This is a genomic window from Shewanella dokdonensis (assembly GCF_018394335.1).
In the GTDB taxonomy this organism is placed as follows: Bacteria; Pseudomonadota; Gammaproteobacteria; order Enterobacterales; family Shewanellaceae; genus Shewanella; species Shewanella dokdonensis.
The window spans coordinates 2,241,999-2,259,041 of sequence record NZ_CP074572.1 but is presented as its reverse complement, the minus strand read 5'-3'; the positions used below and the strand labels follow the sequence as shown (position 1 = coordinate 2,259,041).

Annotated in this window: 14 protein-coding genes; 2 read left to right on the top strand and 12 right to left on the bottom strand. The window is 51.2% G+C overall.

The window, feature by feature from the left end; genetic code table 11:
- Positions 1–25: 25 nt before the first annotated feature.
- From KHX94_RS10870 to KHX94_RS10825, 10 genes are all read right to left on the bottom strand, one after another.
- Positions 26–898 carry a hypothetical protein gene (locus KHX94_RS10870; RefSeq protein ID WP_213680651.1) on the bottom strand — a complete coding sequence of 291 codons (873 nt, stop codon included), beginning with the start codon at positions 896–898 and terminating at the stop codon, positions 26–28.
- On the bottom strand, positions 898–4,710 hold the full coding sequence (locus KHX94_RS10865) for a tetratricopeptide repeat protein (protein WP_213680650.1): 3,813 nt from the start codon (positions 4,708–4,710) through the stop codon (positions 898–900). The genes KHX94_RS10870 and KHX94_RS10865 overlap by 1 nt, the downstream gene beginning before the upstream one ends.
- Before the next feature lie 123 nt (positions 4,711–4,833).
- Positions 4,834–6,222, bottom strand: coding sequence for a vWA domain-containing protein (locus tag KHX94_RS10860; protein ID WP_213680649.1), 1,389 nt, complete (start codon positions 6,220–6,222; stop codon positions 4,834–4,836).
- Positions 6,223–6,242: 20 nt separating this feature from the next.
- Positions 6,243–7,100 carry a hypothetical protein gene (locus tag KHX94_RS10855; protein ID WP_213680648.1) on the bottom strand — a complete coding sequence of 286 codons (858 nt, stop codon included), beginning with the start codon at positions 7,098–7,100 and terminating at the stop codon, positions 6,243–6,245.
- On the bottom strand, positions 7,049–7,339 hold the full coding sequence (locus KHX94_RS10850; RefSeq protein WP_213680647.1) for a hypothetical protein: 291 nt from the start codon (positions 7,337–7,339) through the stop codon (positions 7,049–7,051). The genes KHX94_RS10855 and KHX94_RS10850 overlap by 52 nt, the downstream gene beginning before the upstream one ends.
- A gap of 10 nt (positions 7,340–7,349) precedes the next feature.
- Positions 7,350–9,029, bottom strand: coding sequence for a hypothetical protein (locus KHX94_RS10845; RefSeq protein WP_213680646.1), 1,680 nt, complete (start codon positions 9,027–9,029; stop codon positions 7,350–7,352).
- 103 nt (positions 9,030–9,132) lie between these two features.
- On the bottom strand, positions 9,133–9,411 hold the full coding sequence (locus KHX94_RS10840; RefSeq protein WP_213680645.1) for a hypothetical protein: 279 nt from the start codon (positions 9,409–9,411) through the stop codon (positions 9,133–9,135).
- Positions 9,402–10,058: a DUF58 domain-containing protein gene (locus KHX94_RS10835; RefSeq protein ID WP_213680644.1), complete on the bottom strand. Its 657-nt coding sequence runs from the start codon at positions 10,056–10,058 to the stop codon at positions 9,402–9,404. Before KHX94_RS10835 ends, KHX94_RS10840 begins: the two co-directional genes overlap by 10 nt.
- Positions 10,059–10,527: 469 nt before the next feature.
- The gene (locus KHX94_RS10830) at positions 10,528–10,863 is read right to left on the bottom strand and encodes a hypothetical protein (protein ID WP_213680643.1); all 336 of its coding nucleotides are present in this window, start codon (positions 10,861–10,863) and stop codon (positions 10,528–10,530) included.
- A complete protein-coding gene (locus KHX94_RS10825; RefSeq protein WP_213680642.1) occupies positions 10,824–11,528 on the bottom strand; it encodes a hypothetical protein in 705 nt (234 codons plus the stop codon). Before KHX94_RS10825 ends, KHX94_RS10830 begins: the two co-directional genes overlap by 40 nt.
- A gap of 195 nt (positions 11,529–11,723) precedes the next feature.
- Here KHX94_RS10825 and KHX94_RS10820 point away from each other — a divergent pair, with 195 nt between their 5' ends.
- Positions 11,724–14,486 (top strand): M16 family metallopeptidase, encoded by a 2,763-nt coding sequence (locus KHX94_RS10820; RefSeq protein WP_213680641.1) that lies wholly within the window; start codon positions 11,724–11,726, stop codon positions 14,484–14,486.
- A gap of 335 nt (positions 14,487–14,821) precedes the next feature.
- On the opposite strand, the gene KHX94_RS10815 is transcribed toward KHX94_RS10820, so the two are convergent.
- On the bottom strand, positions 14,822–15,952 hold the full coding sequence (locus KHX94_RS10815; RefSeq protein WP_213680640.1) for a 5-methyltetrahydropteroyltriglutamate--homocysteine S-methyltransferase: 1,131 nt from the start codon (positions 15,950–15,952) through the stop codon (positions 14,822–14,824).
- Between the two features lie 233 nt (positions 15,953–16,185).
- Here KHX94_RS10815 and KHX94_RS10810 point away from each other — a divergent pair, with 233 nt between their 5' ends.
- The gene (locus KHX94_RS10810; protein WP_213680639.1) at positions 16,186–16,803 is read left to right on the top strand and encodes a histidine phosphatase family protein; all 618 of its coding nucleotides are present in this window, start codon (positions 16,186–16,188) and stop codon (positions 16,801–16,803) included.
- Here KHX94_RS10810 and KHX94_RS10805 read toward each other — a convergent pair.
- Complete coding sequence (locus KHX94_RS10805; protein WP_213680638.1) at positions 16,760–17,038, bottom strand: hypothetical protein; 279 nt, start codon at positions 17,036–17,038, stop codon at positions 16,760–16,762. The two genes, KHX94_RS10810 and KHX94_RS10805, sit on opposite strands and share 44 nt — an antisense overlap.
- Positions 17,039–17,043 lie beyond the last annotated feature (5 nt).

The following is a 17,043-nucleotide window of genomic DNA, read 5'->3' as shown; positions in this document are numbered from 1 at the left end:
CCTTTAGCTGTTTTTAAAGCATCGACTAATGCAAAAACGTCCGCGGGTGAACTTTTTCTTGCCAGTAATTTTGATATTCCGATGTCAACACGCCTTGGGTTGATAAGCGGTAACGATTGTTCAACATGCTGTAACGGCTAAGCTCTTTACCGGATACGGAACTGAAGCGCCACAGTGCGCGAAGTTGTGACGTCCAGTCAGGGTTACCGGCAACATATTCATTAACGAGTGGCTGCAAGCGATTGAGGTTCTCGCGACTGTTGCTTTGCGCCATTTGCTGTGAGCCTTTTAACAAAGGTTGCCACTGCTCGTCGTGCTGCTTGGTTGCCAAAAACTTCTCAGCTTGCGATCTCAGCGCCGTCAGCACATTGGGTTCATAATTGCCGTATCTGTCATTGATGGCCTTCTTATAAAGCTCACTGAAGAAGGTGACATCGTCCAGTTGTGGCCCGCCATTGGCTTGCACTTGCGCCAAAACCGCATTGGCGGCAGCATCCTGCTGGGTATTTTTCAGCATGTAAAATAGCAAGGCGGCGTCATTAACCGGGTAATTTTTGGCTTTGACATAAGCTTGCAAATAATCGATTACCGTAGCGGTATCGCCGTGTCGCAGTAATAAGTCCAGTAAACCATATAAAAATATTTCACTGTCAGGCTTCAGTTGTACCAGCTTCTGGTAGTGTTTTATCACTTGCGCTAACTCGTCTTGGCCTGTAGCAAATCGCTGCCCTAGAGCAAATCGCTGATAAAACGCATAGATCTCTGCATCGCTGGCAGAATCCTTGCTCAGGAAACGCTCAATATGCTGGGTTTCTGGTTCCTTCAAATATTGCGCAACAATATCAAGGGTATAATCCATACCCACGGCGATAGCGGAGGTTTCGGCATACAGTTGCATCAAGCAGTTGTAGGCGGTGTTTTTTCACCACGGTAAAATGCCTGTAGGAAAGGCGCCAGTTGTGTCACCGTACTAAAGCGCTGTGATACAGCATTTGCCAAGTCTATCAATAACGGTTGCTGGGCAGTGGGTAAATCGAGCACTAATACCGAACGCACATAGTCACTGGCCGTGCGCGCCTGATCTTTTGTTTCAGCGCTTAATTCCTGTTTAAAACCTGCAATAAACCGTTGTTGCTGCGCCTTGGTCTGTGGTTGATGCACCAGTTTGTTGAACACCAGCGGTTGTACGTTTATGACATTGCCAGAGATTTGCAGGTGTTTGACCAACTGCAAATACAGGTCGATCTGGTCATCAGTATTCAGCCGTTGCGCAATAAAATCTTGCAGATTGGCTTGTGAAGCCGGACTAAAAAACAGCCCTTCTGTACCCGGCTGCAGCAATAGCTCAGTTAGTTGGCGATTACTCAGCAAGGTCTTGCCAGCACGTTGTTCAAGCAACGCAAACTGTTCAGGGTGAGAACTTATCAAATCCAGGTAAACCTGCTCAACGCCTGGCATTTGCGTTAATTCGGCCAGCACTGTTTGCCGGAAATCATCCGCCGACAACTGTTTTAGGGTGGCGCTGATGATGCTGTTCAACGCGTTATTGCCGTTATTCCCCATGCCTTGTAGCGCCAGTTGTTGCTGGCGTCTTACTTCAGCAGCAATGGCCTGTTTTGCTATCTGTGTCACTGTGCCCAGATCGCGTTTGGCCATCGCCATCGCCAACGTTAACCCACTGTCATTTGTTAGCGCTGCCCGTTGCGACAGCAGGTCATAAACCCAGTTGTCATTGCTGTGCGTAGGTGCTGTCCAGCCTGCCTGTGCCGCCAAGGTATCGGTCAGTTTCGATAAGTAACTGCCGTTAACTTGCAAAGGCGCAATGGTGCGGTTGATTTGTTCAAACCAGTCACGATGTTGTTGCTGCTGCGCCACGTTGACTAACAACTTCGTCCAGGCGGCAACCTGGGTCGCAGCGGCATGGTTATCGTTGCTAAGTTTGAACGCCTGTTGGGTTTGCTTAACTGCTGCGGCTAATGCTTGCAGCATCAAGGTGAAATTGTGGGAAGACTTAGCCGGGTCTTGCGGCCAAGTAATGAGTAACCCTTCACTCAAGCCACCATAATAGCGGTTGTAGTCAAGCACACTGCTGTAATAGATATCCTGACTGAGCAAGGGGATCTGGCTGAACAGCCCGGTTAATGCCTGCACGTAGATCTCTTGCGCACGAGCGAGGTTACCAGCTTGTTCCAGTAAGATGCCGCTGTTCAATGCCAACGACATATTGTTGTGGTCGTACAACAACGCTTGGGTAAAATTGAACCGGGCTTTTTGCGCATAGCCTTGCTGATCGAAAATCCGCGCTTTAATTTCAGCAACGTTGGTGAGCCCGGTCGTATCGTTGATCATGGCAAAGGCTTGTTCGGCTCCGGCTTCGTCACCTTGTTGCAGTAAGGTTTTTGCCAAATCGGCATAAAAATCTGGTGGATAAGCCCGTTGCAACGCTAATAAGCGGCGACCAAAGCGCAACTTTTGGGTGTTATCAGTTTTTCCTTGGCTCCCAGCCACAGCACCGCCACTGTATAAAGTGACCAATTGTCTTAACAGATAAGGCAGTTGCTCACCCGCATCCGGCATGATGTTTTGTGTGATCCGCGCCTGCATGGCGGTATCTTCACGCTGTTCTGCAATGTCACCCATGAGCGCAAGCAATGACGCATCGCCCGACAAAATATAACGTGAGAATAACTGCCGTTGCGCCCACGCCAGCATATTGGTCAGCTCTTTGATGCGATAAGTCTGCTTACCAATTTGGTTAAAGGCGCCGGAATACACATTGAGCAAGCCATCCATCGCAATGCTAAATTCTTTGTCATCGGTAGCGTTCAGTGCCACTTCTTGCAACATATACATGGTTTCAAAAAGCTGACCGCTTTTCATCATCAGATCGCTCAGCAGCAGCCAGTCATCGGTTTGTTCTGGATGCTCCGCCAGATTGGCACGGTAGGCGTTGATGGCCTCTTCCGGCAGATGTGCCATGGTGTAAATGCCAGCTTTAAACTCACTATCATTAGAACGCTGCGTGACCTTAGCAAACTTTGCTAGCAACGCATTAGCCTGCGCCGTCCGCGCGGCTTTATCAGCTTGGGCCGACATATCATTGAGTGTCACTATCGCAAAATTACGAAGATGACTCTCGGCATTGGCGGGATCGACATTGGCTAATTGCTGATAGGCCGCCAGTAATTTAGGGTTATTGTGCGTACGTGAATACAGTTTTACCTGTTGCTGCAATATCTGCGTCTGGTTTAAACCAATTTTCGGCGCTAAACGCGTTAATACCGCTTCGGCCCCGGCCGTGTCTTGGCTCACCATATGCAGCGCTACTAACAAATCAATGGCGGAGACACTGCCTTTGCCTTGTTGAAATTCTGCTTCCAGCTGTTTCTTGAGTTTGTCGATGCCTTTACTAACAGTTGCCAGCTTTACTATCTGGTTTTCCAGAAATGCCCGGCGGGCGGGCAAGCGCGTGTCACGCCACAACTGAATGTAGGCATCGAGCGCGGCCGCGGTCTGACCATTGCTAGCCGTTAGGCGTGCCAGATGCAGTTGTTGGTCGTAACCTATGTTGGGATTGGCTTGTGCCAGACGCATCAATACCTGCTGCGCCAGTTTTGGCATGGAAGCACGCTCGTAAGCATCAACCACTTGAACATTGCGCATATCCTTGGCGTTCAGCTCAGCGGTTAACTGTTTTAAGTTAGCGAGTACGGCTTCGGTTTGTCCCTGTGCCAGTAGCAAGTCAACCAGCGCGATAGTCTTGTCCACTCGTTGTGTAGTATCGACTTTGGCCGACTCAAGTAGTGCAACAGCCTGAGTGCCTAAACCCAGTTTCTGCATACTGCTGGCGGCGGGCAACAGTAGCGGCAACTGCCCCGCGAAACGGGCAAAGAGATCACGATACAGCTGCTCGGCTTCTGTCTGCTTACCCTCACTCATGTACACAACGGCTAGCGCCTTGAGTGCACTCAAATCTTTAGGTGATGTCTGCAACTGTTGCTGGTAGTACTTGCTCAGGGCAGCAAAATCGCCCTGCATGGTAAGTACCATCTGTTTTTGCAACTGAATATCGGCGTAGGGGCTCTGTTCAATATAAGCCAGTGCCTGCGTCAGCTCGCCACTCGCCAACAATAGATTCAAACGAGCTTGCGCCAGTACCTCAGAATCCGGCTGCTGTGCCAATTGCGTCAACGCAGTGTGGATATTCCCCTGCTGGCGGAAACCTTCCTGCCATAAAGCCAATGCGTAACGCTGCTGCATGGGATCTTTGGTGCTTTTGAATGCGCGCCAAGCGAATTCCGCAGCGCGGGTGGTGTCGCCACTGTTTAGCGCCCAGTCGGCCAACCGCACGAGTTCACTGTAGCCCTGTGGATCTGCATACAATTTGTTGGCGTCACTTAATTCACCACGCATTGCCAGCACAATAGCTATGCGCTTGCGTTGCTCGTCAGAGACTTGTGCCGTCCACTTGGATTGTTGCCCTAAGCCTTGTAGTGGTAACAACTCGGCATGAATTAAGCGCGTTTGTGATGTATTGCTTGCCAATGCCAACGCCTGTTGATAGGCCTGAATCGCTTCGGCAGTTTTGCCTGTGACATTTAACAACCTTGCCTGGCAATAAATAGCCATCAAAGCTAGGCGTTGCCAACACCTGCTGGGCGAGTGATGACGCCGCATCAATATCGCCTTGGCGCCACTTGGCATAGGCATTCGCTACCGTCTGGCTTTGCAGCTGTGTCTTTTGGGGGACCGCTTGGGCAGACTGGGCAAACACGTCAATGGGGGAAACTGTGCCCAACAACAATCCAATACTTAGCGGTAAACAGGCATACTTCATGCGGACTTCCTCACACCAGACTGGCGCGCAGCCAACGGCCAACGTCGTAACAGAACTTCAAACAAATACAGCAGTAGCGCGAGCAGTACCAACCAACGGGTCATGGCGACTGCCTGCCAGTTAGTCTCGCTTTCGGCAAGCTTAGGTAACGATGCGATATCAGCTTGTGCAGGCAGAAATACCCCGCCAGTGGCCGCCGCAATATACGCCAGCGGCATCTGTTTTGATAACGGCACCTCAGATTCAGCTAACCGGTCTGACGCCGCAATATCGGTCACATACCAAGGCTGTTTATCATTGGCGATCTCAAGATACAGATTGCTAGCGTGCGGGTAGCTAAATTGTGCGCGATACCAAGCTGGCGCCACTTGTTCTGCCACAACTGGCGCGGTGAGATACTGAGTTGATTCGCCCTTTGGCATTAATGTGAGCATGGCGCTGTTGTTATCCGGTAGCGCAGTATTACGTTTAAGCCACAGTGTCAGCTCATCGCCATTTCTATTTATCAGCGATGAAAAAGCCGCTGAGGTGTGTGCTACTTGCCGGATTTGGGTCGCTAACCAACTGCCATAACCATCCCACTGTTGCCAGTTTTGCAAGCCTGGGCCAAACAAGGCGCTAGAGAGCGCGGCGATTTCTCCGCGGCCAACGGGCCAACTGGCATAAAACGGGGTCGGCTGTGCGGTGGCACCATTAGCGACCGACAGCAACAGCCGTGCATCGGTTTGTAGCTTAGTTTTGCTATAACCATTGATAGCGGGCAGTTGAAGGTTTTGCGGCGCGCTGTTACGCACGTCAAATTGACCGGCTTGCCTATTGGCTTGCGGTTGAGGCTGTGGCAGATGGAAATCCAGCTCTACTAAGCTAAATTCATCATTGATCACATAAAAACGCCCCTGCCCCCAATTGGCCAGTTCCTGCATTTTATCTTCGCCCATGCCACTGCCACCGACCAGCAAGGTAGACACATTGATGCCGTCCTGGGAAATAGCACGTAACAGTTGCTGATAGTTTTCTTCTTCAACCCCCGCATCACTAATAACCAGCATGTGTTTGAAGCGAGTTTTAGCTTGCTTTAAACCGTAATAGGCTTCTTCAATGGCGGGATAGAGTACGGTTGAGCCAGACGCTTGAATTCGGCCAATCGCCCGCTCAATGTCAGCAGATTTGGCGACAGGTTGCATGGGCACGGCCCACTGCTTGTTACCATAAAATTCCACAATACCAATCTGGTCGCTCGGCTGTAGTTTGCGTACCGCCAGTCGCGCAATTTTCTTGGCAAGCGATATGGGCTCACCTTCCATCGAACCAGATGAGTCGATGATGATCGCCAGTGCCACGCTGGGATCTTTAATCTGCTGCTGTGGGTCGGCAATTAAAGGCAAGCTCTGTTGCAAGGGCTGGCTCAGATCTTTTTTAGCAAAAGCATTCTGGCCCCCGCGTATAGCAAGCCAACACCTTGTTCATTCACTGCCGTCAATAACCGCTGTTGCTGCGGTAACGGCAGTTGTTCACTGGCAACATCATCCATAATCACTGCGGTAAATTGCGCCAAATCCGCGACATCATGTAACGCCGTTGGCGTCACGGAGGTAATGGTAAAACCGCTGCCCAACAGCGTTGCCAAGGCATTGAGCTGTTCTGGATGAGTACTGACATACAGCAAAGAAAGTGGTGCCTGACGCCCCAGCGTCAAGGTCTTTTGGCTGACGATGGTGGCACCGTCCATTAATGCCAATTCCAGCGTATTGATCTCATTATCAGGCAAGGCCGCCTTAATGCTGACAAGCGCCTGCTGATTGTTGATGCCCTCAACACGGGCTAACTCACGGCCTTGTTGGCGCAACACCAACCTTAACTCATTGCCACTCTTCGCGTTATCCGCACCGAGAATATTGACCTCGGCTTGAAACTGCTGCCCGTGATACCAAGGCTGAACGGCAACATCAGCAATCACAGCATGGGTTTGCTGGGCTGGTAATGCTAGCACTGAAAGCGGGATACCTCTGGCGGCCAAGTGTGCCACCGTAGTTTGCCAGTGCTGATCGGTTGCCATACCGTCAGAAATCAGCGTGACTTCGCCACTGGCATTATTGGGAATGAGCGCTGCGGCTTGCTGCATTGCGTCACTGATAGTATCCGCATGTTGCACACCCTGAGTATTGAACTCGGTGAATCCTTCCGGCATCACCGAACGATGAGTGACCATAATCACTTCTGGCGATAATGCCCCATGCTGCTGTTGCCAGTGCTCGAATAACACCTTGGCACGTGCAACCCCTGCGACCCGACACTCTCGCTCAGGTCAACAATAACCACTTGTTTGGAAGTTGCCCGCTGGCTAACCCATACAGGTTGCATCAGCGCCAACACCAATAAAGCGGCCACCAAACTACGAACCCAAGGTAACCAAGCATGGCGTAACTGGTGGCGTCTGAACCAAAGCAGTGGCAGTAATAACAGTAAAACCGACCACCACGGAGACAGAAAACTAAACGACATTGTTGACTCCTTAAGGGATCAGATTACGACGCAGTGCCAACCATTCAACGGTCAGCAACGACAGGATGATGACCAGCAGCATGCTCAGCAAATGGTTGGCCGACCAGGTAGCAATATCAAGGTTGGCGGTCACGCTAGTGGCAGGCGCTTGCTGCTCACTCAGGGTCTTCGCTGGTTCAATAGAAAGGTATTGCGTGGTGTTACTGTCAAGCAATCCTGTTTCCGGCGCACTTTCAGCCGCGATTTGACGAGCAACAACCGCCGTTTTCGATTGCACTTGAGTTAAAGAACAGGCATCCAGTCCTGCTTGTGACAAACGGGCAGACACCTTCAAGCAAGGCGAATCGGCCAGCCAGCCAAGCAAACGGGACACCACAACAGGCAACATCCGCGGTGCCTCCGCTGGGTTATTGAACCAAGCGACCGGCAGTTGCACGGCACGATGAGCCGCCGCAGTAAACTCTGTCGGAACGCCATTATCGAGTAACGCGATCACTGACTTCAGTTGTTCGGGGCTGTCGCTCTCTGCCACATATTGCACTTGCACCTTTCCGCCCTGGACTAACACCAGCGTGGGAATAGACGCCGGCAATGAGCTGTTGGTCATTGATGACATCACCGCAACTTCAGGTTGCATAGCGGGGTCGTCAGTTGTTAGTAGCTGCAATGCCACGTTCAGTTTGAGCATTTGCTGCAACCATACAGGCGACTTGGCATCCAACTTAACTGTGATTGGTGATGCTTGGGCTAGCTGGATACTGGCGTGATTATCGGTATTCAAGGCATCAGGCTGTGTCAGTTCAATACTCAGCGTCTGCCCATTGGCTGCCAGGTTGCGCAGGATAAATTGCTCACTGCCCAGCGCCTGTGGCGTAAGCATGGTGTTGGCTTGTAAGTCAGAGGTAATCTTGAAGGTGGGCGCCTTGCTCACGGGCATATTCGTGGCGATGCGAAAGTATACATCGCGCTTATCCACCTCACCGGAAGCCGCTGGCTGTTGCGCCAGCGCCACAATGCCCACATTAGGTTCATTGACTTGATAAGCGGCTTGCTGCGTAACGCTCAGGTTAGCGGCTAACCTTGGTGGTACAGGTACGGCTGGGCCGCCAAATATATGAATATCAACCGCTTGTGGTGCGGCAGATAATGACTCATTGGCTATCTGCTGCGCCAACCATGACGGCAAGGCAGACGGCTGCGGCACAAATACGGTGGCGTCTAAACGCTTTTCCATCAACACTACCGGTTCACCGGGCGCCAAGATGGTTGTAACACCAGTTCGATTGGCATCTGCCAGCAAGACCCGCCGCGATTGCACCGGGGTATGTTGCAAGCTTTGCAGCAAGGCCTGCCGTGCCTGCTCAAAACGGCCATGCTCCTGCATAATGGCGGAAGCATCCAAGTAAAACAGCTGCATCCGTTGCGGTTTGTCAGCTGCCATATGTGGTTCAGCAATCACCAGCCACATCAACAGTGCCAACAGTAACACCAGCAACCAAGCCCAAAAATGCCGGAACTTACCAACAATTTGCCGAGCGGGCGCATTTTGCAGCGCAGTGGCCCAGAACTGGTTTGTCGCCAGCACAACTTGCCGATAGCGATGGCGTAAAAATTGTAATGCCGTGACCACTGCCGCCAGTGCTGCAATGCCAGAAATAAAAAGCCAAATGGGCATGGTTAGCAATGACATAACAAGGCTCCGAAATTCAAGAAAAGCGGCGGCAGACCAAACTGCGACACCGGCTGCACAGTGCCAAAAGGAAATGAAGCAACAAGGCTATTGACGGTGACACTCACAGACTAACCCCTTGGGACAGCCAGTCGCCCAATTGATCGACAATATCTAACTGGCAATTGAGTTGTAGCAACCCGGCTTGGCGGGACTGAGCATAATCGGTCAACTCAGTATTAAAAGCCTGATACACAGCTTGATAAGCTTTCACTGCCTGCGGTGATAACACCACTTCGGTGACACCCAGCGTTTCACAATCCTGAAACCGCACTTCCGCACCACTATTGTTCAAATCAGGATGTAACTGCGGTTGGGCATCCCAAGGTTGGGTTAATTGCACCAGCAGTTTAGCGTGGGGCAAAGTGTCCAGCGCATCCGCCAAAGCGGGTAAGCCTTCGGGACTAAAAAGTCAGACAACAGCACCACCAGCCCACGTCGCAAAGGCATACTGGCAAACTGCTGCACTGCCGCCGCTAAGTTGGCCTCTGGGAGCATCTGCACTTGGCTAAGTTGCTGTGCCAAACGGGGCAAACTACCACGGCCAGACAGGCTTCGCTGAATTTGCGCCGCCTGCTGTCCCAAGGCAAAGACGGCGACTGAATCATGCTGCGACAGTACTATGGCCGATAGCGCCATGGCACAACGCAGTGCCGCATGGATCCGTGGTGACTGTGCTTCACTGAACATGCTGGCCGATAAATCCACTAAAAAGTACACAGGCATGGCCTGCGGCTCTTCAAATAACCGTACAAACACTTTGCCGAGGCGGCGATAACTGTTCCAGTCAATCGCTCGTAAATCATCACCTGCCACGTACGGTTTAAAATCGGCAAATTCCAGCCCTTGCCCACGCGCCCGAGTACGTTGCTCCGCCAAACGGCCACCGAGCTGAACATTACGTACAGAGAGTGTCAGATGTTCAATGCGGCTAAGCAGTTCAGGATCAAAAAGCATCTGTGGATCAATAACCTGACGATCAATTGCCATTCTGTTCACTCTGATTAATAGTTGACGGTTGTGGCGGGGTATCAGTCGCTGCGCGCTGATAAAGCTGCTCTAACAACTTCTGTTCCTGGGCATCCAGCACACTGTCAGCAGCCGCTTCATAAGGCTTGGCCGGGATCGGCGCCGCTGGATTAACCGCTGGTGAAGTGGTCGGCTGTTGGCCGTTGTAAGCTTGTTGGGTGGTTTTTCTCGGCCCGCGTTAGGGGTTCCCACTAACTGATCACCCATGGGCACTGACAGCAAGAGTTCCGCCACACCACGGGTTTTCTTCAGCGCTTCACTGGTGCCGTGACTTTTATTTCCCCGCTGTCCTTTTCCGCCATTGCCCTGAGACTGCCCTTGATTACCACTCTGATCGCCACTTTTCGAATTGGCATTTTGCTGTTGCTGGGCACCGCCGTCCTTATCGCTCCCCGAATTCTGTTGCGTACCGGTGGGCAGATTGGCATTTTTATTCCCCGGACTTCGCCGTCACCAGCCTGATCGCTATTTTTTGAGTCTGCTGCGCGTTATCATTTTCGCGAGTCCCGGCCGATTGCCCTTGATCTTGTGACGCTAACGCCGCAGTTTTAAGCGCCGCGTCAGCAGCTGAGGAGATGTCACCAAGACTGTTTTGACTGGCCGCGGCACTCTGCTGCATTGCACTCACGCCAGCATTGCTCTTGGAAGATTGCATAGCGGCAGCGCTCGACGCGGCGGCTGACTGAGCGGTGCCGTGCCCATCAGCACCACTTGGCGTAGCGGTAGCTAGGTTGTCGTCTTGCTTAGCGTCAGAGGTTGAAGACACTGGCGCCGCTTCAGCAGGTGGGCTTTTTCCTGCAACGCTGGTGCTTGAGTCTGAGACTTGAGGTTATCTTCAGCTTGGCTAGCAGCATGAAACAAAGTGTTGCCGCTATCAGCCGCGATGGATGCGGTTGCCACGTCAGGTGCGCCATGTTGTGGGCTTTGAGATAGTACAAACCAGCCCACCAACACACTTAATAGCAGTGTTAGCAACAAATGGGGCCAACGCTTCACCTGTGGGAGAGTTAAGGGGTGCTCAAGGGCTGAGCGCGGCATAGCTAAGGCTTGTTTGATGACAGCTTTGGCATCATCAACCGCCAGTTGATAAAATGGCGTTGGGCCGTCGAGCAATAAAAATTCGTCTGCAGTGGTCAGGCGGTCATCATCTTTAAGCAAACGTCCAAATTGCAACAATGCCTGACTACGGCTAAAGCTCACGCCGCGGATATTGAACCAGTAGCCCACCACCAGCAATAACAACGGCAGCAGGCATAACAAACTCAGTGCAACCGACCACGGCAGCAGCCACGCCACACAAAGGATCAACATTGGCGCAACGGGCAACCAGGGCAGCCATCGCGTCCATACTTTTGCAAGAGCGCTCGCTTTAGCCGCCTGTTTTAGGCTAGCATCGCCCCGCAAAACCAGCGTGTTAAGCTGCTCTTTCAAATCCTTTCGGTCATTGTCGCACATAATGCCGCGGTTACCATTTATCGTTATGTTATTCCGGTATCCGATATTTCACTACAGTAAACTTGCACCAACCTTGCAATCTGAAAAAGATGTTCAGCAATTCGTCAGGCTGGTGCAAGGTTAGTATGACTAAATGTCATCGTTATTTTACATCCTGTGAGGAGTTTACTGGTGACATTTATAAGAAAAACCTTGGCGCTTGTAATGCTAAGCACCACATTAACATCGTGTGCCGCTACGCCACACCCGGAGCAAGCGACTGCGCCTGAAGTTAAGGCAAGCGTGCCTGCAATCAACATTGGTTATGAAAAATTTGTGCTGCCCAATGGCCTGACCACTATCGTGCATACCGACCACAGTGTACCCGATATATTTGTGGGTATTTGGTACAAGGTCGGTTCAAAAGATGAGCCAGAAGGCAAAACAGGTTTTGCCCATTTATTTGAACATCTGATGTTCCAAGGTACATCAAACCGCAAAGGCGAATATTTCCTGCCATTCGACAAGATTGGTGCTACCGGAATGAACGGTACTACCAGTCTGGATCGCACTAACTACTTTGCTACCGTGCCTAGCAATGCGATAGACACCGCACTATGGATGGAATCAGATCGTATGGGTTATCTCCCTGGCGCGATCACACAGGATGCACTGGATGAACAACGCGATGTTGTAAAAAATGAAAAACGTCAAGGCCAGTTACGCCCAGGCAGTAAAGCCGGCCAACGTTTCCAAGAACTGTTTTACCCCATCGGCCACCCGTATGCCCATACCACCATTGGTTCCATGAAAGATTTGGAAAACGCCTCACTGGCTGACGTAAAACAATGGTTTAAAGATTACTACGGTGCCAGCAATGCGGTATTGGTATTATCTGGCGACATCGATTTAGCAACAGCAAAAGAAAAAGTGAGCCACTATTTTTCTGATGCTCCAGCCGGTAGACCTACCGATAAAATCGATCAGTGGGTGCCCACTATTTCAGAGATCAAACGCGACATTAACTATGATCAGGTCGCGACCACCAGCTTTGTTCGCACTTGGCCACTGCCTAACAGCGACACTCGTGATGCGGCCCTGATGGAAGTTGTTGCAGCAACCCTAGCCGGTGCTAAAACCACGCCACTAAACCAGATACTGGTAGACAAATTACAGCTAGCAAACAGCGTTGGTGCCAGCGTATCGCCCAATGAAGTTAACAGCACTTTCTCTATCTTCGTATCACTCAGACCAGGCGTTAGCGTTGAAGAAGTAGATACTCAGCTCCAGAAAATTCTGGCTGACTACTACACTAATGGCCCGACACAAGAACGTTTAGATGGCTTGAAACTTAGCCTAGATATTAGTTTGATCCGCTCACTGGAAAGCCCAGAAGGTGTTGGTGAAAAACTGGCAGAAGGTGAAGTATTCCATGACAATCCAGCCTTCTTTGAAGTGCAACGCAACTGGCTCAATACCACCAATGGTCAGGAGCTTAAAGCACTCGCCAAAAAATGGCTCGACAAACCTTACTTTGAATCACAGCTACGCCCACTGCCTCTTGTACAGGCAATGAATGGTAAAGTTGACCGCACTAAGATCCCAGAAGCTGGTAAATTTACTGGCAAGGTAACCTTCCCGGATATCCAGCAAACCACGCTAGCCAATGGCATGAAGGTTGTCGTTAGCCCACGCCCAGGTCTGCCGGTCGTGGACATCAGTATGCAGTTTGCAACAGGCACCGCGCTTGATGACAAATACGGTACCAGCGTTGCGGAAAAAGCCTTTGGCATGCTGTCGCAAGGCACAAAAGACATGAATGTCGATGCCATTGCCTCAACCATGGAAAAAATCGGTACCACTATTGCGGGTGCAGCCAGTGAACGCCAGAGCGGCATTAACTGGGGTCCGTTGACACAATATCTGGAACCTTCTTTTGCCTTGGCGGCCGATCTCATTCGCAATCCTAGCTATCCACAAAGTGAGATAGATAAAGCGGTTGAGCGGGTCGATATGGCCTACGACAATTACGAACGTAATCCGATGAATGCTGCCGGTTCTGCCTACAGCCGTGCTATCTGGGGTGCCGATCATCGCTTTGGTCATATCCCTTCTCGTGAAGAAGAAAAAGCGTTAACTCGCCAGAAGATCGTTAATTTCCACGACCATGAAATCGTGCCAAATAACGCTACGCTGTACATGGTGGGTGACATCACCTTAGAAAAAGCTACCGAACTGGCAAACCGCTATTTTGGTGACTGGAAAGCTGGCACTCCTGATAAGCTTCCTGGCGTAGCCGCAGCCCACAGTGCTGTTGGTAAAGTGATTCTGATCAACGCCCCAGGCATGGTACAAAGCAGCATTACCGTAGGTCATGCCGTAGCACCGTTTAACGCCGATAATTCAGCCGCACTGTCATTGATGAATGCTGCATTGGGCGGTGGCTTCAACAGCCGCTTGAATATGAATCTGCGTGAAGATAAAGGCTGGGCTTATGGCTTTGGCTCAGGCATCTCCAATGCGTCTGTCGGTCAACAGGTGTTCACCGCCAGCGGCACTGTGCAAGCAGACAAAACCGCCGCCAGCATGAGTGAAATCGCGAAGGAAATTCGCCAGTTCGTTACCACTCGGCCGATCACTGCTGAAGAGCTGGAACGCGACAAAGAATCAGCTATTCATTCAATACCGTCTGGCTATACCACAAACGGTGCATTCGTGAACGCCATGATCAGCTCACAGCTATTTAACCTGCCATACAAATACGCCGAAGGCGCTATGGCGCGGTTGGATAAAGTAACCTTAAGTGACGTGCGCAACATGGCAAAAGCAACACTTCACCCTGACCAATTAACTTGGGTAGTCGTAGGCGATCTCAGTGTTATTGAAGCTGACATCCGCGCGCTCAAGTTAGGCCAAGTTGAAGTTTGGGATGTATACGGCAACAAAGTACGTTAATGTCAATTGCTGACAGCAAACTACTCAAACCGTAATCTTTTGCTAGGTGGGAAGAGTTAACACGCTCACCTAACACCAAAATCCGATGACCAACGTCATCGGATTTTTTTATGCAGTGAACTTGCTTGCCTGTTTGTTTGCCAATGGTTATGTCGACAACACTAGGCGTTCGCAACATCAGACAATATTTACCACGCGCTAAAACTGTCACTAACGCGGTGGCTACGCCTAAACCATAAGCAAACGCACACGTTCCAAAACAAAAATGCCAGTCAGCTTAACTGACTGGCATTAACCATAGTGCCACCTGCTAGCGGCTACGACAGCGGATGAGCCTAAGCATCGCCCCATACTTCATGCGCGATCTCTACCACCAGTTCCAGCTTACGGCGCTGTTCATCAAAGGCGATATTGTTACCATGCACGGTTGAGGAGAAACCACATTGCGGTGACAGTGACAACTGTTCCAGCGGCGCATAACGGGCGGCTTCATCAATACGGCGTTTGATAGCATCTTTGGATTCCATCTGCCCGAATTTACTGGTGATCAGCCCCAATACCACGTGTTTGCCTTTGGGTAGAAAACGCAGTGGCCGAAAATCACCCGAGCGCTCGTCGTCATATTCGAGGAAGAACGCATCCAGTTCCATTTTGGCTAATAGCGCTTCCGCCACCGGCTCATAGTTACCTGCTGCCGCGTAAGTGCTGCGGAAATTACCGCGACACAAGTGAATGCCCAAGGTCATGCCTTGAGGTTTATAAGCCACCACCCGGTTAATAAAATCGGCGTAGCGATACGGTAGTTCATTCGGATCATCACCGCGACTACGCGCCGCTTCACGCATTTTTTCGTCACACAGATAGGCCAGATTGGTATCGTCCATCTGCACATAGCGGCAGCCCGCATCCGCTAGTGACTGCAACTCGGCACCGTAGGCTTTGGCTACGTCTTCATAGAATTCAGGTTCCAGTTGTGGATACGCCTGTGTGCTGATCCCGGCCCGACCACCGCGAAAATGCAGCATGGTGGGTGATGGCAAGGTCACTTTTGGCACCAGCGCACTAGCTAATGCTTGGGTCTGCTGTTGCAGATAGGCAAAATCCGCCAGTTGGATATTTTTCACATGGCGTACTTTGTCCATCACCTTGATAACGGGCGGCGCTAATTCCAAGCTGCCATCGTCACGGGTAATAGTGCGCGGTTCTTCACTGACTACGCCACCTAACTGCCGCAAAAAATCCACATGAAAATAGGTGCGCCGAAACTCACCATCGGTGATCACCTTTAGCCCAACATCTCGCTGCATGCCAATCACCTCGGCAATGGCGCGATCCTCCACTTGCCGCAGTTGTGCAGCGTCAATGCTGCCGCTGGCAAAAGCCGCTCTGGCCTGCAACAGGTAATCTGGACGTAGAAAACTGCCGACATGTTCGGCACGAAATGGCAACGGGACAGCTGAACTCATGGTTCCTCCGACGAGGGTAGAAAATACTAGACAGGACATGCTAGCACTGGCGCTACAATTAACGGCAGCAATAACACGCTAGACACTGACTTAGTTGAACAGGTTTCAGCAAACGCCGTGTTGATCATGAAAAACTTTCAACATCCCAGATATGCCCTACGTTTCCACGAATGCCTTGACCGCAGTGCAACCGCGGCGGCACTATGCAGTTTTCCGTCGACACCTGAACACACATGCCTGCTGAACTTTTTATCCTGCGTCACGGCCAGACCCGCTTTAATGCCGAGCGCCGCCTGCAAGGCCAATGTAACTCGCCACTCACCACCTTGGGTGAACGGCAAGCGCATGCGATGGGCGTTACCCTCAAACAACACATCCGTGATATCCAGCAGTGGCGCGTTGTTAGCAGCCCCTTGGGGAGAACGCTGCAAACGGCGCGGTTGGTATGTGCAGGCCTTGGCATCGGCAATGATCACATCGGCATCGATGCACGCGTGCAAGAGGTTGGGCTAGGACAATGGGAGCAGTGCCGTATTGATGAAATTCTGGCATCTCAGCCACAACTGCAACAACTGCCAGACTGGTATTTAAAAGCACCGCAAGGGGAAGATTTTGCCGCCATTCGTCGACGACTCAACAACTGGCTAGCGGAATTGCATTCTGGGGACAAGCTGATAGTTATCAGCCACGGATTAACCGGCATGATACTGCGGGCATTGTTGCTACAGTTGCCTTACGAAGATATCTGGCAGCAGGAGCGGCCACAGGATGCGTTTTACTACTATCGGCACGGCGGTCTTAAAAAAATCAGTGTTCCGCCGGAGTTGCTTGCGTCAAACGTCTATCAATAGCACAGAGTAACCGGCTGATAAACTCATTGTCGGAGGCATCATGGCTGCCCGTGTGCGCATGGCACAAACATAAATCACTCAATAACATCTTACTGAGTTCATCATGACAACACGCCTGCCATAACTGTGCTGCCGCCACTTCGGCCGTGTTGTCATATTGCTGCCGCTGTAACCACAAAAACGCCATTACTCGCTGCTGTGGCAATGCGTGGCTAAAGATAAAATGCCAATCCATAATCG